Genomic DNA, 20,863 nt, shown 5'->3' on the forward strand with positions numbered 1-20,863 from the left:
GCTTCGGCGGCATGCGTTCTGATGGTACCCGTCTGTCCTTCCAGCCTACACTGCCGCAGCGCTGGACCTCCTATAGCTTCCAGGTGAGGGTTGAGGGCGTGCTGCTCGGAATTATTGTGAACAAGGATTCGGTTAGCTTCAGAGCCATAGAGGGTGGAAGCACTGAGGTTATGATTTACGGACGGCTGGTGAAGGTGGATGTTGCAGGTACGAAGCTTCCGCTGGGTGAAGGGATGATGGCATAATGAACTGGACCGTAAGCGAAAGCAGCTTCGAACCTGGCAGGATTACAACCAACGGGAATAAATATATGACCGGTAACGGGTATATGGGCTTCCGGGGTGTGCTCGAGGAGTTCGGCAAGGAGCAGCTCACGGCGGTTACTTTGGCCGGGGTATACGACAGAGCGGGAGATAAATGGCGCGAGCCGGTGAATGCCCCGAACGGTATGTTCACCGTAATCAGCTGTGACGGGAAAGTGCTTAGCGTTCTGGAGACGGAGCCGCAGGCTCATATACAGAGCCTGGAACTCCGCGCAGCAGTCCACCGGCGGGAGACGGTGTTCAGTGTCCGGGACGGTGGACAGTTGACCCTCACAGCGGAGCGGTTCGTCAGCATGGATCAGCTGCATGTGCTGGCCGGTAAATGGACAATTCATAGTACGGTGGATTGCCGGATAGAGATTGAAACAGGGATTGACGGTGAGGTCTGGGATATCAACGGCCCCCATCTGTTTGAGCAGCGGAATCAGCTGAAGGAAGGCGTGCTCCTGGCAACGGCTGTTACGGGTGAATTACAGCTGCCGGTCGCGGTTGCTGAGCAGGCGGATTTCGCGTTTGCGGAGCAGCGTATCCATGGGGAGGCAGCGCTCCGGACGGTTTCTTTTGACGCCAAGGCTGGAGAGATCTATGAATGGTACAAATATGTGGCCGTCTTCACCGGGCTGGACATGGAGGGGGAAGCTGCTGTACAGGCGGTACGAACAGTCAGGACTGCGGCTGCGGCAGGTTATGCAGAGCTGCTGGCAGCCCATTGCCGGAAATGGGAAGAGCGGTGGTTAAGCAGCGATGTGGTGATCGAAGGAGATAATGATGCGCAGTTCGCTCTCCGGTACAGCATTTATCAGCTGCTGATTATTGCGCCAACGTTGTCTGAGAAAGTATCCATTCCTGCACGCGGCCTATCCGGCCAAGTCTATAAAGGAGCTGTGTTCTGGGATACGGAAATGTTCATGCTGCCGTTCTTCCTGCATAGTGATCCCGGCATTGCCCGCAATCTGATGATGTACCGCATCCATACACTGGACGGTGCCCGCCGTAAGGCAGCAGAGTATGGGTATCTGGGTGCTTTTTATGCCTGGGAGAGCCAGGATTCGGGAGATGATGCCTGTACACTGTTCAATGTGAATGATGTGTTTACCGGACGGCCAATGCGGACCTATTTCCGGGATAAGCAGGTGCATATCAGTGCAGATGTCGTGCACGGGATCTGGCAGTATATCCAGTTCACCGGAGATGACAGTATGCTTGCGGACGGCGGAGCTGAAGTCATCTGGGAGTGTGCACGTTTCTTGTACTCGTATGCTTATTATAATCCGGTGAAGAAACGTTATGAGATTCTGGATGTTACCGGACCGGATGAATATCATGAGCGGGTCAACAATAATGCGTTCACCAATGCTCTGGTGCAGGAGACACTGGAAATTGCACTGCGGACAGCGGGTCTGCTGCAGGACAAATACCCGGCTGTGTATGCGGAGCTGGCAGGGCGGTTTGCTGAGGGGCCGTTCCTGGCTGAGTTCACAGATATGCTGGAGCATTTCTATGTTCCGCAGCCGGACCCGGACACCCTGGTTATTGAACAGTTCGACCGCTATCTGAAGCTGGAAGAGGTTGCACTGGCTGAGCTGAAATCACGGGTGATCAACAAACATGAATACTGGGGTGGAGGCAACGGGCTGGCCACCTCCACAAGAATATTGAAGCAGGCTGATATCGTGCTGATGCTGAACCTGTTCAAAGAGAAATTCAGTAAGGAAGTGAAGCGGGCCAACTGGGAATTCTATGAGCCGCGAACCGAGCATGGTTCCAGCCTTAGTCCGTGCATTTACGCACTTGTCGCTGCCGATATCGGCTTACCTGACTGGGGATATCCGTACTTTATGCGTACAGCCACTGTAGATCTCACCGGAGAATCGAAGCAGTATGTTGGCGATCTCTATATCGGCGGGACCCATCCGGCTGCGAACGGCGGCGCATGGATGGCAGCGGTGCTCGGCTTCGGAGGTCTTCAGTTTGATGGTGTGACCGCTGTGATGAATCCGGCGCTGCCTAAGGCGTGGACAGCTGTGGAGCTGCCGGTTGTGCTGCGAGGAGGCAGCTTCCGGCTGCAGATCAGCCGGGAAGAGATCACCGTCACCGCGGCGCCGGACAACAGTGAAGCTGTAGCATTCGCCGGCTTCGGCGGCGAACCGGAGCTGTGCCGTCCGGGCATACAGCTGCGGCTGCGGGCTCAGGGTAGAGTGGAAGGGGCTGCAGAGGAGAATGCGGACTCCGGAGTCACGACAATTCGGCAACATTAGAATTAATGTTGTATGCTGGGCAGGAATTAGATAATTTACCGGATCTTCACTACAAAATAATCAAGCAAACAAGAAGCAATAAGGAGGACATATAACAGATGCTGGAGCAAATGAAAGGTGCGATTTTTGATCTGGACGGTGTAATTGTAGATACCGCCAAATATCACTATCTTGCGTGGCGCTCGCTGGCAGAAGAGCTTGGATTCCAGTTCACGGTAGAGCATAATGAACGGCTCAAGGGTGTCAGCCGGATGAGGTCACTGGATATCCTGCTGGAGATTGGCAGGCTGGAATTCAGTGAAGCTGAGAAGCTTGTCATGGCAGATAAGAAAAACCGCCTTTACGTGGAATACATCTCCGGACTGGATGAATCGGAGCTGCTGCCTGGTGTCAAGACATACCTCAGCGGTCTTAGAATGCGCGGTGTAGGGGTTGCCCTCGGTTCAGCCAGTAAGAATGCCGTATTTATACTGGATAAGCTGAATATTGCTGGGCTGTTCGATGCCGTTGTTGACGGCAATAAGGTATCCCGGGCAAAACCGGACCCGGAAGTGTTTCAGACTGCCTGCCGGGAACTGGGCCTGCAGCCGCAGGACTGCGTGGTATTCGAGGATGCCGAGGCCGGTGTAGCCGCCGGGAAAGCTGCGGGAATGCAGGTCGTTGGCATCGGGAAACGGGAAGTGCTGAAGGAGGCAGATCTGGTAGTATCCGGATTGCATGATCTGTAAGACCTTGATAGAATTGCCTAGAGGAACTTATTTCCTCTACTACCTATTCTATTATAGAAGGAAAGCTTGAGGGATGATGATGGAAACGTTATTGCTATGGCCTGAGGGTGCGCCCGGAGCGCTGGGAAACAGTGATGAGGACCGGCCCGCGATTACACCTTATTTAGTTGAAGGCAAGCAGAATGCCGCTGTTGTGATTTGTCCGGGAGGCGGCTATGCGATGCGTGCCGATCACGAGGGAGGGCCGGTTGCAGAATGGTTGAACACACTCGGGATTTCAGCGTTTGTGCTGCGCTACCGTGTTGCACCTTATAAATACCCGAGTGCGCTGCAGGATGCGCAAAGAGCGCTGCGGACGATACGCTTCCGGGCGGATGAATTCGGAATTGACCCGGACCGACTGGCCATTCTGGGCTTCTCCGCCGGTGGACATCTGGCTTCGACGGCCGGGGTGTTATATGATCTGGGAAATCCCGATCATCCGGAGCCGCTGGAGAGGCTGTCCAGCCGGCCGGACCGGCTGATTCTATGCTACCCGGTCATTTCCATGACCGAAGGGGTAACACATCAGGGCTCGAAGACCAACCTGCTGGGGGATAGTCCCGGTGAGCAATTGACTCAGCGGCTAAGCAGCGAGCAGCAGGTGACGGCGGAGACTCCGCCAGCGTTCCTCTGGCATACCTCAGATGACGCTTCCGTTCCCGTAGAGAACAGCCTGCTGTTCGCCGCAGGGCTGAGCCGTCACCGTGTTCCGTTCGATCTGCACATTTATGCACATGGGATACACGGGATTGGTTTAGGAGCCGATGAGCCGCATACACGGACGTGGACCGATGCCTGTGCCTCCTGGCTGGAATTGAACGGCTATACCAAAGCATGAGCGTCTGCTTCGATGTCCGCGCCCAAAGGAGGTACATATTATGAAACTTAGATTTCCACATGTGCATACAGCGGAAGAAACCGCTGAAGTTGCCCGATTGGCGGCAGAAATATGGCGCGAATATTATGTCTCCATTATTACCGCCGAGCAGATCGAGTATATGCTTGATAAGTACCAGTCGGTTCCTGCAATTACGCAGCAGATCCATCATCAGGGTTATGAATATTACTTAATCCATAACGGGGAAGGCGCCACGGTGGGGTATATGTCGGCGAGACAAGAGGAAGGAAAGCTCTTCTTGAGCAAGTTCTATATAGGCAAGGAGTACAGGGGGCGCAGCTATGCCAGCCAAGCGTTGGCCTTCCTGGAGAAGCTGTGCCAAGAGCGGAACCTGACTCATGTTTGGCTAACGGTCAATCGTGATAATGCATCCAGCATTGCAGTCTATAAGAGAAAAGGCTTCCGGACCCTAAGGGAACAAATGGCGGATATCGGGAATGGATTCGTCATGGATGATTTTATTATGGAAAAAGAAATTCCGGTCCCCTGAGAGAGGAACGGCATATTTATGAACAAGGATTCTTCCTATAATCAATCGGTGACCTATTGGAAACAATATCAAAAGTTTTTCCCTGATGACATGCAGATCAATGAAAGTCACTTACCCACAGAAGAGTGGATGACCTGGAACAATGCTCATATTCACCTGGATCGTATGCCTGTTCCTGATGCACAATTGAAAATTATTTTCATTCATGGAGCTGGCGGCAATGGCAGGTTGCTCGCTCCTTATGCACGAATGCTGCAAACCTACGGTTATGAAGTAGTGTCGCCGGATCTGCCGCCTTATGGTCTAAGCTATACCGATTCAGCGGAATCATTGGATTATCAGCTCTGGATTGACATCCTTAATGAATTGATCGAACAGGAGCTGAAACGGGACGACAAGCCTGTCATTCTGCTGGGCTCAAGTATTGGAGGCATGTTAGCTTATCACACGGCTGTACAAAGTAAACGGGTCAAAGGGTTAATTGCAACAACATTTGTGGATACGAGTGATTCAAAAGTTCGTGATCAGTTAGCTCCTAACAAGCTTATTAGCCGGTTAGGGGGATGGTGTATGGATCAATTTCCTTCCCTATTAGACTCCTTGCAGATCTCTGTCAATAAAGTATCCCGGATGAAATGGATCACGAACAACGCTGAACTGACCAGACTCATTATGAATGATCCTCTTGCGGCAGGCACATCTATTCCCATACGCTTACTAAGAACGTTCTTAAATATGAAACCTGTGATTAAACCTGAGAACTTTGAGGTTTGCCCGGTATTGCTCGTTCATCCTCATTTAGACCCTATGACTCCTTACCGCTTCAGTAAACCGTTTTATGATAATCTCAAAAGCAGAAAAGAGTATGTGAGTTTAGAGGGTGCGGGTCATTTTCCGATTGAACAACGGGGGCTGGAGCAGATGATTGTTGCTGTGCTTGCTTTTTTGAGAACGATAGAGAACGAACTCGAGAGAGAATGATTGTGATAATAACCAGTCTGACACGGTAGCTTCGTGTTATGGCTGGTTTTTGTTTAAATATAATAATGGTGAAACTCCATACAAATGAACATAAAGAACTTTGAAATAAACATATGTAAGCGCTTGTAGGTTTGTTATATTATTGAAACTGGAGGTGTATCCAGATGTTGTCGATGCTTATTAAACCTATCGTGAAGCTGAACGTCAAGCAGCAGCTGATTCTGCTGTTCCTGATTATGATCTCGCCCATCCTGATTCTGAACAGCTACGGCAACTATAAGGCAGAAGAGATTCTTAAGCGCCACGTCACCAATGCTTATGTGGAGCTGAACAAGCAGAATTTCGCCATCATTAACAGAGATATTGATACGGTTAACAAAATAACAACGACCGTCATCCAGAATCCGATCCTGCAGCAGCTCAATATGAGCGGGGATGATCCAGTGCTTGAACGCGTTGAGCGGTACGAAACCATTGAGAAGCTGCTGGGCAGCTACTCCCAGGGAGCCGAGCGGGGCGACGGGATCTATTACTCGCTGTATGTGTATGATCCGGATAACTATTACTTTTTCGCTCCCAATTTTCCTCAGGTGAAGAAGGCGGGGGTTTATTTTTTCTCCAAGGGTGAAATGCCGTATTGGTTCGAGCAGGTGGTGCAGCAGAAGGGCCACGGTTATCTGATGTTCACCGAGAAGCTGAGCCCGCAGGCCGAGGATCTGAAGACACTCACTTATGTCCGGGCAGTTAATAATATCTATAGAGGTGCTGGGACGATCGGTGTGCTCGTTGTGACCAAGATGGAATCGAAGATCGGTGAATCGCTGAAATCCATCTCCCTGCCGGACGGGGAAATTTATCTGACCGACATGAGTAACCGTGTGCTTGCCTCTACTACGAATTCAACGGGGGAAGTTATTGCTCTGCCTGAGGGATCTGAAGCCGGTGACCCGGAGGGGACCGAGGATATCATCACGGATGACTTCATATATGTAGTCAACAACAATCACGCCTTCGAGCAGAAGCTGGTGTATAAGGTTCCGGTCAAGGCGCTGCTGCAGCAGCAGAACGAAATGAAACGTGTCATTCAATACATAACCGTTGCGTACGCACTGTTTGGGCTGATCATCATCACCTACTTCTGGCGTTCGCTGATGACTCCTTTGCAGAAGCTGGCTTTTTTTGTGCGCAAGTATGAGCCTGGCAACCGCGTTCCCGAGACTCCCCGGAGAGGCAGCAATGATGAGGTCAGTGTGCTGATCGCTTCCACCTATGATATGGCCCGCAGGCTCAACAGCCTGATCATGTACAAATACCAGATGGAGATCAAGCAGAAGGAATCTCAGCTGCAGCTGCTCTATCAGCAGATCAATCCGCATTTACTATACAACACCCTGGAGAGTATTTATTGGAAAAGCTCGCTGGAAGGCAATATGGAATCCGCGGAAATGATCAAGGAATTATCCAAGCTGATGAAGATCAGCTTAAGCCGGGGCAGGGAGCTGATCACGCTTGAAGAGGAGCTTGAACATGCCAGTGCTTATATCAAGCTGCAGCAGCACCGGTATGACTATGTATTTGCTGTGATTTGGAATATCGCTCCTGAGACCAAAAGCAATCTGATTCCCAAGATCACCCTGCAGCCGTTAATCGAAAATGCCATTATTCACGGTGTCAAAAATATGGATGAGGACGGCGAAATCATCATCACCTCCGTTCTGCAGAATGACAGGATTCTGATTACCATTGAGGATAACGGCTATAAGCAGGTCGACTACAAGGCAATTGATCTGGTGCTGAATGATGAGAGTCCCAATCCTGTCAGCGGATATGGCATCCGTAATATTAATCAGCGGGTTCATCTGCATTTTGGCCCGGACTACGGAATCAGCTATGGCCCGCGTGCCGCCGGAGGAACCGTCGTGACAGTAACCCTTCCGAAATCAGAGACTATAGAGTAGAGGAGATATCCTGATGTTCAATATATTAGTTGTTGATGATGAGCCGCTCATTTGTAAAGGACTCAGCAATCTGCTGGCTGCCTCCGGGCTGGATATCGATCATATTTTCACCGCGAACAGCGGGTTTGAGGCACTGGATTGTATCCGGATGGAAGAGATCGATCTGCTCGTCACGGATATTCAAATGGGTGCAATGAGCGGGATCGAATTGATGCAGCATGCCAAAATGACCAAGCCCTGGGTGCAGACGATTGTCATCTCTGCGCACGAGACCTTTCAATATGCCCAGATGGCCGTCCGGCTGGGAGCCAAGGATTACCTGATCAAGCCGCTGAACAGCGAGCAGTTTCTGGACTCGGTGCGGAGTGTTGTGCTCAAAATGGATAAACCTTCCCCCGAGCTGGTCACCTATATGGCCGATATCAGTGAAAGCTTCCGTCTGGAGGAGCCGCTTCCGGAATACAGCAAGCTGCTGAATGTACTGCTGGCCGAAACGGCTGCGGTGCTGGGAACGGAGGAAGAGCTGCGCAAGCTGGACGAACTGAAGCTGCAGGGGCCGTTCTTTGCTGTAATCAAGATCAAGCTCCCCTTCCTGGAGGAGCACCATGCACAGAAATATACCTCCCGTGACCACGGACTGCTGCGTTACGCTGTTCTTAATATTGCCAAGGAGCTGCTGAATCAGGAGTGGAATTCCACAGCATTCTATTCCCCCGATGAAGAGATTACGGTCATTATTCAGTGGGATGAGAAGAGCTACGAGGAATCGGCGACAGGCCAAGTGAGCAGGCTGGATGCGCTGGGCCGCAGTCTGCATTTCAATATTCACCGTTATCTGCATCTGAATGCTGTAATAGGGATCAGCCAGATTCTGAAGGGAATCAGTTTCATGGATGTGCTGAACCGGCAGGCTTCGAAGGCCATTCTCTGGAACAAGGAGCATGCGGACCATTATGTGTTCTACTACGGGGATTTCAACTGGAACAACTATGCTGCCGATCCTTCCGCCGAGGAGCTGCATACGCACAGCAATCTGATTGTGCAGAAGGCGAAGGAATATATCGATGAGAATTACGCCCAGAAGGGCTTGACCATCCATGAAGTAGCCAAGAAGAATCATGTCAGCCCCAATTACCTGAGTTATCTCTTTAAGAAAAATACAGGCCATAACCTGTGGGAATATGTCATCAAGCTGCGGATGGAGGACAGCCGGGAGATGATTCTGAATACCGATCTGCGCCGTTATGAGATTGCCGAGCGGGTGGGGTATGAGTCGCCGGAGCATTTCAGCAAGATTTTCAAAAAATACTATGGAATCAGCCCCAGCGAATTGAAGAAGTAAAAACGCTTACGATTGCCATAGATATAGACATGTTCAGTCCCTCCCCCATTTCCTACAATTAAGGTAGGAGGCGCTTTGCGAAAGTGCTGAAAGACGAAAGGAATGAGGGAGCCAGAATGAACCAGTCTGCTGCGTTACACGATCAACTTCCAGCGGAACTAGAGAGCAAGCCGTATAAACAGAACCGCTGGAAAAAGAACTTTTGGGGCTTTATGTTCCTCGTCCCCGCAATCATCATCTTTATCATGTTTATGTGGGTGCCCATTTTCAAAGGATTTCTGTACAGCTTCTACACGGTGGATTTCGTCAAAGGAAATACATTCGTAGGCATGGACAATTATGCCAGAGCGCTCACGGATTCGGATGTGCTTATCGCTGTGAAGAACACCCTGTACTACATGCTGCTGTGTCTTGTAATCGGTTTCTGGGTTCCGATTGCGTTTGCGATCGCGATTTCGGAGCTGAGAAAATTCGGCGGATTCGTACGTGTAGCAGCGTATTTGCCTTATGTCATGCCTGCGGTTGTCTTGTACGGACTGTGGAGATGGCTGTATGATCCCGTCGGACCGATTAATGCCCTGATTGGCAGCACGGGGGCGGACCAGATCGCCTTCCTGACCGATACCAGGTGGTCGATGATCTCGCTTGTCTTCATGGAGACCTGGCAGCAATTCGGCTCGGGGATGCTCATCTATCTGGCTGCCGTGCTCAGTATTCCCAGGGACTGGTATGAGGCCGCCGAGATTGACGGAGCCGGAGTCTGGGCACGCATCCGCCATATTACACTGCCTTCGCTGCGCAATCTGATTCTGCTCATGCTGATTCTGCAGATCATTGCTACCTCTCAAGGGTACCAGTCGCAGATGGCCCTGCTCGACGGAGGACCGAACAATGCTACGCTGACCTATGCGCTGCTCATTGTGAAATATGCTTTTACAAGACTGGATTATGGTACGGCGACTGCGCTGGGAATGCTGATGTTTGTTGTTCTGGGCGGTTTGGGCATTTTACAGTTCAAGCTTAACAAGGAGGACAACTAGGATGAAGAGCGCAGACAGAGGGATTCTCTCCGAACATGATCTTAAGAAGACCGGCAATAAAATCGTATATGGAATCATGGTGTTTTTCATTCTGTTAATGATTTTTAGCATGCTATATCCTATATTGATGACCATGTTCAACGGACTTAAGTCCAATGTTGAGGTTAACTCATTCCCGCCGCATTTTTTCCCGCAGGAATGGCATTTCAGCAATCTTAAGGATGCGCTGGATTATATCAATCTGCCGATGTTTCTAAGAAACACGCTGTACATTTTCGCCGGGAACATGGTAGCTACCCTGGTTGTACTGGGCCTGGCCTCCTTCAGCATCTCGCGGATGAATGTGCCTTACCGCAAGGCCTTCTACTTCTTCTTCCTGATGACGCTGTTTATACCGGCCACGAGCTATATGATTCCGAACTTTGTCAATCTCAAGGAACTCGGACTCTTGAACCAGTATGCTGCTTTCTGGCTGCCGGCAGGTGCGAATACCTTCTTCTTCCTGCTGCTCAAGAACTTCTTCGACGGAATTCATCCTGAGATTCTTGAAGCCGCACGGATTGACGGGGCCTCGGAGCCGAGAAGCTTCTTTACCATTGCTGTTCCGCTGTCCATTCCGATTTTTGCGACACTCGCGATCTTTATCTTCTCCACAGCCTGGAACGACTGGTTCTGGCCGTCGCTTGTCATGCACAGTGAGGAGAAGTACACTCTCGCAACAGCGATCTATAAATACGTTATTAATGTAAAAGCACTGAATACGAATATCAAATTTGCCATTCTGTTCATTGTCTCGCTGCCGCCGATCCTGGTTTTCCTGATCTTCCAGAAGTTTATTATGCGCGGTGTCTCGTTGTCGGCTGTTAAAGGGTGATCAGAATTATGCTGCAGAAGGATATGGATCGTAAACCTGCACATGAAAGGAATATAAATACACCTCGTTTGTAAACAGTTTCTCTTTTATGATGAATTTGTAAGCTAATTATGAATTGAAAAGGGGAGTTTCAATGCGTAAATTTTCCAGTGTATTAGCATGTCTCCTGGTGACGGGATCGTTATTGTCCGCTTGCGGCGGCAATAATAACGGGAACAAACCGGCGGCAAATGGAGGAGAGGCGACACCAGCACCAGCAGCTACTAATGCAGCAGAAGAGACCACGGCTCCTACAGAAGCACCGGTAGATGATATCACCCAGAGAAAAGTAACGATCAAAATTCACTATCCAACTCCTGACCTTACCGAAGTAAGAGCACAGGAGGATGACAAGATCAAACGGTTCCAGGAAGTCTATCCGAATGTGGAGATTGTCAAGGATGACTGGCAGTACAATGTAAGTGAAATCGGTGTGAAGATGGCTGCGAACGAAGCGCCAACCTTCTTCAATACGTACGCAACAGAAGCGAAATTCCTGGTCGAGAAGGGCTGGGTCGCTGATGTTACGGATCTGTGGAATAACTATGAATTCAAGGATCAGATCAACCCTGTACTGCAGAACCAGTTCATTATTGACGGCAAAGTGTACGGTGTAACGCAGAAGGGCTATGTCACCACGACGATGATCAATAAGAAGATGCTCGATGAAAAAGGTGTAGCTGTCCCTCCAATGGACTGGACCTGGGATGACATGCTGAATACAGCCAAAGGCGTAGCAGATACCAAGAAAGGGATCTCCGGTATTGCTCCAATGGGTAAAGGCAACGAAGCAGGCTGGAACTGGACCAACTTCCTGTTCGAAGCAGGTGGTGAAATCCAGAAGATTGAAGGCGGCAAGGTTGTAGCTACATTCAATTCGGATGCCGGTGTGAAGGCGCTGGATTTCTATAAGAAGCTAAGATGGGAAGCAAAAGCTGTTCCTCAGGACTGGGCGCTTGGCTGGGGCGATGCTGTAGGCGCGTTCCAGCAGGGACGTACTGCTATGGTAATGGCCGGATCTGACGGTGTTATCGAGCAGGCGCTCAACCAGGGCGGACTCAAACCTGAAGATGTACTTACTTACCCGATGCCTGCTGCTGAAAAAGGCGGCAAGCATACCGGCGTACTCGGCGGGGACTATCTGGTTATCAATCCGAACGCCAGCAAAGACGAGCAGGAAATGGCCTTCCGCTATATTACTTTCGATTACTTCTCTGACAAAGGTCTTGAAGCTCTTGACGCGATTATCAGCCAGCGCAAAACGGACGGCAAATACTACATCCCGCCGCTCCTTGATTACTATGCTGCCGATTCCGACTTCGGCAAGAAGACCAAAGCTGTCTATGACAAGTACGACATCGTCTATCAATATAGCCCTGAAATCATGGCGCTGCTTGATGGTAAACCTGAAGCGCAATACAATACTCAGGATTACTACGCCACCATGTCTAATGTAATCCAGGAGCTATTCTCGAAAGAGGGTACAGATTCCAAGGCCCAGCTCGACGCTGCAGCCAAAACTGTGCAGGAGAAATTCTTCGATACTATTAAAGTGGAGTAGCAGCGGGTTTCATAAATGAACGGTTCAGGAGTATTGAACTGAGCAATATTACTTAAAGGCAGGGGGCCTTAGTCTCCTGTCTTTTTGCTATATTATTTATATTATAACTAAATGCAGGAATGGAATTTGGGGGTCCAGAGCCGAGTGGAGCATATGACAGAGGAGATCCTGTTCAGAAATTTAGAGCCGATAAGAAGGCCTCCAAGGATGAATGCGGCTAAAACAGATGATCTAGGCAGTACCCCGTTAGCAGAAAAGACAAAATTCGAGCAATTATAACACATAAAATGGTAAAATAACCTGATTATGATCGAATGAAAGCGCTTTGAAAACAAATCAAAAAAACTTTATACTTTGTGAAAGATTTCACTATACAATGCGTAGAGAATATGATAAGATAAATGTGTAGAGAAAAACAACCTAAAAATTGACAGGAGGACGAGGGAGATGGCAGTTAAAAACGAAGTCGCCGCCCAAGTGAAACAAACCACCGCTGAAGAATATATTCAGACTTTGGTGGATAAAGCAAAGAAAGCTCATGCAGAGTTTATGGGGCTGGATCAAGAGCAGACAAACACAATCGTTCATGCAATGGCGTTGGCCGGACTCGACAAGCACATGTACTTGGCTAAGCTGGCTGTTGAAGAAACAGGCCGCGGTGTCTATGAAGACAAAATTACGAAGAATATCTTCTCAACTGAATATATCTGGCACGGAATTAAGTACGACAAGACAGTAGGCGTTATTGAGGATAACGCTTATGACAACTTCCAGAAGATTGCTGAACCAGTCGGAATCATTATGGGTATCACACCGGTAACCAACCCAACATCCACCACGATGTTTAAAGCGTTGATTTCCGCCAAGACACGTAATCCTATTATATTCGGTTTCCATCCGTCAGCGCAAGAGTGTAGTGCGGCAGCAGCCAAAATTCTACATGATGCAGGCGTAAAAGCCGGCGCTCCTGAGAACTTCATCCAATGGATCGAGCTTCCGACCATGGACAAAACAAATGCACTGATGAACAATCCTGACGTTGCACTGATTCTGGCAACCGGCGGATCGGCAATGGTTAAAGCAGCTTACAGCTGCGGCAAACCGGCACTCGGCGTAGGTCCTGGTAACGTACCTGCCTTCATTGAGAAGAGTGCTGACATTGATCAGGCAGTAACTGACCTTATCCTTTCCAAGACTTTTGATAACGGTATGATCTGTGCTTCTGAGCAAGCGGTTATTATTGAAGAAGCGATTTTTGACCAAGTGAAGAAAAAAATGATTGCGAACGGCTGCTACTTTGTAAACAAAGAAGAAGCTGGCAAGCTGACAAGCGGCGCAATGAACGTAGAGAAATGTGCGGTTAACCCTGCTATCGTAGGCCAATCCGCTGTGAAGATCGCTGAAATGTGCGGTATTCAGGTTCCTGCCGGAACGAAGATCCTGGTAGCTGAGCTTGAAGGCGTAGGTACTAAATATCCGCTGTCTGCTGAGAAGCTGAGCCCGGTTCTGGCTTGCTACAAAGTGAAGAATGCTGACCAGGGTATTGAACGCGCAGCTGAAATCGTTGAATTTGGCGGCATGGGCCACAGCTCGGCCATCCACTCCAACAACGAAGAAGTAATCATGAAGTTCTCCAACCGTCTGCAAACCGGACGTATTCTCGTCAACTCGCCATCTACACACGGCGCAATCGGCGATATTTACAACACCAATATCCCTTCACTGACACTGGGCTGCGGATCTTATGGACGCAACTCTGTATCGCAAAACGTGACTGCAATCAATCTGATCAACGTGAAAAGGGTGAACCGTCGTACCGTGAATATGCAATGGTTTAAAGTACCTGACAAGATTTACTTCGAAAAGGGATCCACACAGTATCTGGCCAAAATGCCTGACATCACTCGTGTAGCAATTATCACCGACCCTATGATGGTTAAACTGGGTTATGTAGAAAGAGTTGAGCACTATCTGCGTCAACGCCAGACTCCTGTAGCTATCGAAGTGTTCTCGGAAGTTGAACCGGATCCATCGACAACTACTGTAGAAAAAGGTACTGCCATGATGAACAGATTCCAGCCTGACTGCATCATCGCACTCGGCGGCGGTTCCCCAATGGACGCAGCAAAAGGAATGTGGTTGTTCTACGAACATCCGGATGCAGACTTCAACGGCCTGAAACAGAAGTTCATGGATATCCGCAAACGGGTATACAAATTCCCTAAGCTCGGCAACAAAGCGAAATTCGTTGCAATTCCAACAACTTCCGGTACGGGTTCCGAAGTAACATCGTTCGCAGTAATCACAGACAAGACAACGGGTAATAATACAAAGTATCCGCTGGCCGATTATGAGCTGACTCCAGACGTAGCGATTATCGATCCTGAGTTTGTATATAGCTTGCCTAGAACTGCTGTTGCCGATACAGGTATGGATGTATTGACACATGCAATCGAAGCTTATGTATCTGTAATGGCTAGTGACTATTCAGATGGTCTGGCAATCAAAGCGATTCAACTGGTGTTCCAGTGGCTGGAGAAATCCGCACTGACTGGCGACAAGCTTGCCCGCGAAAAAATGCACAACGCATCTACACTTGCCGGTATGGCCTTTGCAAATGCATTCCTGGGTATCAATCACAGCTTGGCGCACAAATGGGGCGGCCAGTACCACACAGCGCATGGCCGTACTAATGCGATCCTGATGCCGCACGTTATCCGTTACAATGCTAAGAAACCTACGAAGTTCGCTTCGTTCCCTAAATATTCGCACTTTGTAGCTGACGAACGGTATGCTGAAATCGCCCGTATCCTGGGATTGCCAGCACGCACTACTGAAGAAGGCGTAACCAGCCTGATCAATGCAATCCGCGACATGAACAAAAAACTCGGCATCGAAGAATCCTTCTCGGCTCTTGGTTTTGATCCTAAGGACTTCGAATCCCGTGTAGATTACCTGGCTGACCGTGCATTTGAAGACCAATGTACAACTGCCAATCCAAAAATGCCGCTGGTATCTGAGCTTGCTGATGTATACCGCAACGCATTCTACGGAAAATTCGACAACTAATCTAAGATTGCCTGGTAAAGTATAAGGTTAAAGGTTAATATGGAACTGGATGGAAGTGACAAATATCACTGAAAGAGTGATATTTGTCACAGTCCTTTTTCAGAAAATAAACTAAAATGTTTATATAAACAACGATCCCAGTTATGAAGTCGCGATTGTGAATTTTATAACAACCGAGTAGCTATGGGATCACGAGACACGGGATTAACCTTCAAGCCCGCGATCTCTACAAATATACTAAATATAAATGGAGGGATTTAGCATGTCGGTGATTGAAAAAGAAGTACAAGAGGTTAAGTCGAGTTGGAGAAGTTTTACTAAAGGTACATGGGCCAAGAAAGTTGACGTTAATAACTTTATTGCCAAGAACATCAATCCTTATGAAGGAAACGAAGAATTCCTTGTAGGTCCTACCAGCAATACTACTGAATTGTGGAAGATTATCTCCCAACTGAGTAAGGAAGAAAGAGAAAGAGGCGGCGTATGGGATGTTTCCCTCGATACTGTCTCCACCATCACTTCCCATAACCCAGGTTATATTGACAAGGACAAGGAACAAATTGTCGGCGTTCAGACTGACGCCCCTTTCAGACGTTCCATTCAACCGTTCGGCGGTATCAAAATGATGATCGATGCTACTAAGGCTTACGGCTTCGAACTTCCGCAAAATATCGTTGACATGTTCACGAACATCCGCAAAACGCATAACCAAGGCGTTTTTGATGCATATACACCAGATATGAGAGCTGTGCGTAAATCCGGCGTAATCACAGGTCTTCCTGATGCATACGGCCGCGGACGCATTATCGGCGACTATCGCCGTATTGCCCTGTACGGTATCGATTTCCTGATTAAAGACAAGAAGCAACAACTAACCGAGCTTGAAGTGGATTCCATGACTGAAGATGTAATTCGTCTGCGTGAAGAGCTGTCCGAGCAAATGCGCGCTCTGGGCGAATTGAAGCAAATGGCTGCTGCTCATGGTCTTGATATTTCCAAACCTGCTAATAACTTCAAAGAAGCTACTCAATGGGTATACTTCGGTTATCTTGCAGCAGTTAAAGAGCAAAACGGTGCCGCAATGTCCTTGGGACGCGTATCCTCTTTCCTTGATATCTATGTACAACGCGATTTTGAAGAAGGTACTCTTACTGAAGAACAAGCGCAAGAAATCGTTGACCATTTCGTAATGAAGCTGCGTATCGTGAAATTCCTGCGTACGCCTGACTATAACGATCTGTTCTCTGGCGACCCTACTTGGGTAACTGAATCCATCGGTGGTATGGCTGAAGACGGAACAACTCGCGTAACCAAGAACAGCTTCCGCTTCCTGCATACCCTGTACAATCTGGGTCCTGCACCAGAACCAAACCTGACTGTACTGTGGTCTGAAAAGCTGCCTGAAGGCTTCAAAAAATATTGTGCCAAGGTTTCCATTGAAACCAGTGCTATCCAATATGAGAACGATGATGTAATGCGTCCATACTGGGGTGAAGACTACGCGATTGCTTGCTGTGTATCCCCAATGCGTATCGGTAAACAAATGCAGTTCTTCGGCGCCCGCGCCAACCTTGCAAAAGCCTTGCTGTATGCGATCAATGGTGGTGTAGACGAGAAGTCCGGTGCCCAGGTAGGTCCTGAATATCCTGCTATTACTTCCGAATATCTTGATTACAACGAAGTAATGAAACGCTTCAAACCGATGATGGAATGGCTGGCTAAGACTTATGTCAATACCCTGAATATCATCCACTATATGCATGACAAATATTCCTATGAACGTATTGAAATGGCGCTGCATGACCGCGACATTCTGCGTACAATGGCTTGCGGTATTGCTGGCTTGTCCGTTGCTGCTGACTCCCTGAGCGCAATTAAATATGCCAAGGTTAAACCGATCCGCAACGAACAAGGTATTGCAATCGACTTCGAAACAGAAGGCGAATTCCCTTGCTACGGCAACAACGATGATGCTGTTGACAATATCGCAGTTGAACTGGTTGAAACCTTCATGTCGATGATCCGCAAAAACAAAACTTACCGTGATGCTGTGCCGACTCAATCGGTATTGACAATCACTTCGAACGTGGTATATGGCAAGAAGACTGGTACTACTCCTGATGGACGTAAAAAAGGCGAACCATTCGCACCTGGTGCTAACCCAATGCACGGACGCGACAAGAAGGGTGCACTTGCTTCCCTGAACTCTGTTGCTAAACTGCCTTACTCCGATGCACAGGATGGTATCTCCAACACATTCTCGATCGTTCCTAAGGCTCTGGGTAAAGACGAAGAATCCCGTAAGTCCAACCTGGTATTCATGATGGACGGATACTTCCACAACAACGCTCAGCACTTGAACGTTAACGTATTTAACCGTGAGCAGCTGATTGATGCAATGGATCACCCTGAGAACTACCCGCAATTGACCATTCGTGTATCCGGCTATGCTGTTAACTTCATCAAGCTGACCCGCGAACAACAGTTGGATGTTATCAACCGTACGTTCCACGATTCCATGTAAGAATTGTTCTTGCAGATCAAGAATTGAAATAAATCAAAGAGCTGCCGCCCTTGCAAGAGGGCGGTACACTCTTGTTTAAAAGTAATTAAAATTTTAAGATTTTTTTCGAAAGGATGACATCTCATGCTTAAAGGACATATCCACTCCTTAGAAACATTTGGGACGGTGGATGGCCCCGGTATCCGCTTCGTGCTTTTTATGCAGGGCTGCCTACTTAAGTGTCAGTATTGCCACAACCCGGATACCTGGGGACTGAATGAAGGCAAGGAAATGACCGTTGAAGAAGTGCTTGCGGAAATTGAACCTTACCTGAATTATTATAAAACTTCCGGCGGCGGGCTTACCGTATCCGGCGGTGAACCCACACTGCAGGCACATTTCGTCAAACAGCTATTCACCGAAGTGAAGAAACGCTGGAATTTGCATACTACGCTTGATACTAACGGCTATAATGATGGTTCGAAAATCAGCGACTTGCTGGATGTTACCGATCTTGTGTTGCTGGATCTGAAGCACATCGATGATGAAGCTCATATTAAGCTGACTGGCAAATCCAACGACCGTACCTTAAAGCTTGCCCGCTGGTTGTCAGATAATAACCGTAAAATGTGGATTCGCCACGTATACGTTCCCGGCATTCATAATAAGGAAGAGGATTTGCGGAATCTCGGCCGATTCATTGGTACGCTTAATGGAGTAGAGAAGTTTGAAATTCTGCCTTATCACGTAATGGGAATTTATAAATGGAAAGAGCTTGGCCGTCCCTACGAGCTTGAAGGGGTGGAGTCACCGGACGAAGAAGAAGTGCAGCGTGCATACCGGCTGATTGAAGAGGGCCGTAAACAGTCTGCTTTGGTATAAATTCATACACGATATAACGAAAGCGGAGCTTCCAATTTGAGGAGTTTCGCTTTTTTGATGTACGGTGTAGTGAGTTCAACATACATAGCAACGTGTGAAATTGATAATTGTAATTTATATGTATAGGTATTCTGACGTGAAAGTATTGGAATTTCTTTTTTGAAGCTTTTGTGTGATGAAATATAACTTAATGATGTCACTAAACACAACTGAATTCGCTTACATTAGAGTATTTTATCCCTATTGTAGATGAATCTTAACCTTACGATTACAATCAGGGTTTTCTATAATAAGAGTTGTAAGGGAAACCATTAAATAGGGAGGGTCACCCGTAATGAGAAAAAGCTTAACTATGCTGTTGTCCCTGATGTTCGTTACCTCAGCGCTGCTGGCAGGTTGTGGAGGCAACAATAACAATGCTGCTGCAACGGAAGAACCGGCTGCAACGAATGAGCCTGCTGCAACCAATGCTGTCGAAACCGAAGAACCGGTTAGCGCTGAACCTTTTGAAATGACGGTCCGTCATACTCAGGTAGGTGCAGATAAACAGAAACGCCTGGCGATCCTGGAGGATGTAGTCGGCAAGGTGCAGGAAGAAGTACCGGGATTGACCTTCAAGCTGGATGGAGTCGATTCGGATGTGAACCGTAAAGAGAAGCTGCGCGGGGAAATGGCGGCCGGGAATCCTCCGGAGATCTTCGACCTGTTCGGCAGTCCGGATTCCAAGATCTATGCCAAAGAAGGTAAGCTTCTCGATCTGACCCCGATCCTCGATGAACTAGGCATTAAAGACAAATTCTCCAATCTGGATCCATTTACTTACGAAGGTAAAATCTACGGTCTGCCAATCGGCGGTTCAGGTGAAGGGTTCTTCTACAATAAAGAATACTATGACAGCAAGGGCTGGAAGGCTCCGGCCACCTTCGCTGAGCTGGAACAGCAGCTGGCTGATATCAAGGCTGACGGCAAAGTGCCGCTTGCCGGGGCTTCCAAGGCTGGCTGGGTACCGCTAATGCTTGCCAACCATCTCTGGTCACGTTATGCCGGACCGGATGTTACAGCGAAGTTCGCTACGGGTGAAGCTAAATGGAATGATCCGAATGTAGTCAAAGGCTTTGCGAAATACAAGGAATGGGTAGACAAAGGCTACTTCAAAAAAGGCGAACTCGGCTTCGAGTATGCTGAATATACAACCCAGTTCACCAGCGGCGAAGCAATCCTGATGTATGACGGCACATGGAAGTCCTCTGTATTCAAAGCCGGACAATCCGGTGAAGGTCTGATTGGTAAAGTCGGATTCTTCAATATTCCGGCGGTAGACGGCGGAGTGGGCGATCAGACGGCACTCATGCGTGATGTGAACAACGGCTATGGCTTCTCGGCATCTGCAGGTGAAGATGAACGTCAACTCGCTGCAGTCAAATCATTCATTAAGAATATGTTCAATGAAGAAATGCAGCTGCGCGGTCTGGTGGAAGATGGAGTACTGCCGGCTATGAAGATTGATCAGGCGGTACTAAATGAGAATATTACCGATGATCTGATGAGTGAGATTGTAGCAGTACTCAACAGCTCACAGTCCTCCTTCCCGGCATTTGACTCTCTGGTGCAGGCAGATGTGACTACCGAGATCAGTAATATCCAGATTCAAAGCTTGATTGGCGGACAGACCACTCCTGAGAAGATGGGAGATGCACTGCAGAAGATTCAGGAAGAAGCGAACGCAGCAGTAGAATAAGAGGCGGTAAATTGAATGTACCCTGGTGCTTGCTCCAGGGTACATTTTTAAAAGACAAGACTTTATATGTTTCGGGGTCCCCGCAAAGTACCTGAGTAAGCTTCGAAGCCAAAGCCCCACTTTGTGGGGTTATTTTA

Annotated in this window: 15 protein-coding genes; all 15 read left to right on the forward strand. The window is 48.5% G+C overall.

What is annotated here, in order from left to right; genetic code table 11:
- The first annotated feature begins 11 nt into the window (after positions 1-11).
- The 15 genes from MKZ24_RS15580 to MKZ24_RS15650 all read left to right on the forward strand — a co-directional run bounded on the left by MKZ24_RS15580 (position 12) and on the right by MKZ24_RS15650 (position 20,726).
- The gene (locus MKZ24_RS15580; protein ID WP_340790175.1) at positions 12-245 is read left to right on the forward strand and encodes a glycosyl hydrolase family 65 protein; all 234 of its coding nucleotides are present in this window, start codon (positions 12-14) and stop codon (positions 243-245) included.
- A complete protein-coding gene (locus MKZ24_RS15585) occupies positions 245-2,581 on the forward strand; it encodes a glycosyl hydrolase family 65 protein (protein WP_340784365.1) in 2,337 nt (778 codons plus the stop codon). Before MKZ24_RS15580 ends, MKZ24_RS15585 begins: the two co-directional genes overlap by 1 nt.
- 98 nt (positions 2,582-2,679) lie before the next feature.
- Positions 2,680-3,309 (forward strand): beta-phosphoglucomutase, encoded by a 630-nt coding sequence (gene pgmB, locus MKZ24_RS15590; protein ID WP_340784367.1) that lies wholly within the window; start codon positions 2,680-2,682, stop codon positions 3,307-3,309.
- A gap of 79 nt (positions 3,310-3,388) precedes the next feature.
- Positions 3,389-4,189: an alpha/beta hydrolase gene (locus tag MKZ24_RS15595; protein ID WP_340790176.1), complete on the forward strand. Its 801-nt coding sequence runs from the start codon at positions 3,389-3,391 to the stop codon at positions 4,187-4,189.
- 40 nt (positions 4,190-4,229) lie between these two features.
- Positions 4,230-4,739: a GNAT family N-acetyltransferase gene (locus MKZ24_RS15600; RefSeq protein WP_340784370.1), complete on the forward strand. Its 510-nt coding sequence runs from the start codon at positions 4,230-4,232 to the stop codon at positions 4,737-4,739.
- 18 nt (positions 4,740-4,757) lie between these two features.
- Positions 4,758-5,720, forward strand: coding sequence for an alpha/beta hydrolase (locus MKZ24_RS15605; RefSeq protein WP_340784373.1), 963 nt, complete (start codon positions 4,758-4,760; stop codon positions 5,718-5,720).
- Positions 5,721-5,884: 164 nt separating this feature from the next.
- Entirely contained in the window at positions 5,885-7,678 is a 1,794-nt protein-coding gene (locus tag MKZ24_RS15610; RefSeq protein WP_340784376.1) for a cache domain-containing sensor histidine kinase, read from the forward strand.
- Positions 7,679-7,691: 13 nt separating this feature from the next.
- Positions 7,692-9,020, forward strand: a complete 1,329-nt coding sequence (locus MKZ24_RS15615; protein WP_340784378.1) for a response regulator — start codon at positions 7,692-7,694, stop codon at positions 9,018-9,020.
- A 116-nt stretch (positions 9,021-9,136) separates the two neighbouring features.
- Positions 9,137-10,060 (forward strand): carbohydrate ABC transporter permease, encoded by a 924-nt coding sequence (locus MKZ24_RS15620; protein WP_042242960.1) that lies wholly within the window; start codon positions 9,137-9,139, stop codon positions 10,058-10,060.
- Position 10,061: 1 nt separating this feature from the next.
- Positions 10,062-10,934, forward strand: coding sequence for a carbohydrate ABC transporter permease (locus tag MKZ24_RS15625; RefSeq protein WP_042237922.1), 873 nt, complete (start codon positions 10,062-10,064; stop codon positions 10,932-10,934).
- Positions 10,935-11,067: 133 nt separating this feature from the next.
- On the forward strand, positions 11,068-12,534 hold the full coding sequence (locus MKZ24_RS15630; protein WP_042237920.1) for an ABC transporter substrate-binding protein: 1,467 nt from the start codon (positions 11,068-11,070) through the stop codon (positions 12,532-12,534).
- Between the two features lie 447 nt (positions 12,535-12,981).
- Positions 12,982-15,603, forward strand: a complete 2,622-nt coding sequence (gene adhE, locus MKZ24_RS15635; RefSeq protein WP_042237918.1) for a bifunctional acetaldehyde-CoA/alcohol dehydrogenase — start codon at positions 12,982-12,984, stop codon at positions 15,601-15,603.
- Positions 15,604-15,865: 262 nt separating this feature from the next.
- Complete coding sequence (pflB, locus tag MKZ24_RS15640; protein WP_042237916.1) at positions 15,866-18,127, forward strand: formate C-acetyltransferase; 2,262 nt, start codon at positions 15,866-15,868, stop codon at positions 18,125-18,127.
- 123 nt (positions 18,128-18,250) lie between these two features.
- On the forward strand, positions 18,251-18,988 hold the full coding sequence (pflA, locus tag MKZ24_RS15645; protein ID WP_042237913.1) for a pyruvate formate-lyase-activating protein: 738 nt from the start codon (positions 18,251-18,253) through the stop codon (positions 18,986-18,988).
- Positions 18,989-19,322: 334 nt separating this feature from the next.
- On the forward strand, positions 19,323-20,726 hold the full coding sequence (locus tag MKZ24_RS15650; RefSeq protein ID WP_340784386.1) for an ABC transporter substrate-binding protein: 1,404 nt from the start codon (positions 19,323-19,325) through the stop codon (positions 20,724-20,726).
- The last annotated feature ends 137 nt before the right edge of the window (positions 20,727-20,863 follow it).

It is taken from the genome of Paenibacillus sp. FSL R7-0297 (assembly GCF_038009025.1).
Taxonomy (GTDB): Bacteria; Bacillota; Bacilli; order Paenibacillales; family Paenibacillaceae; genus Paenibacillus_AQ.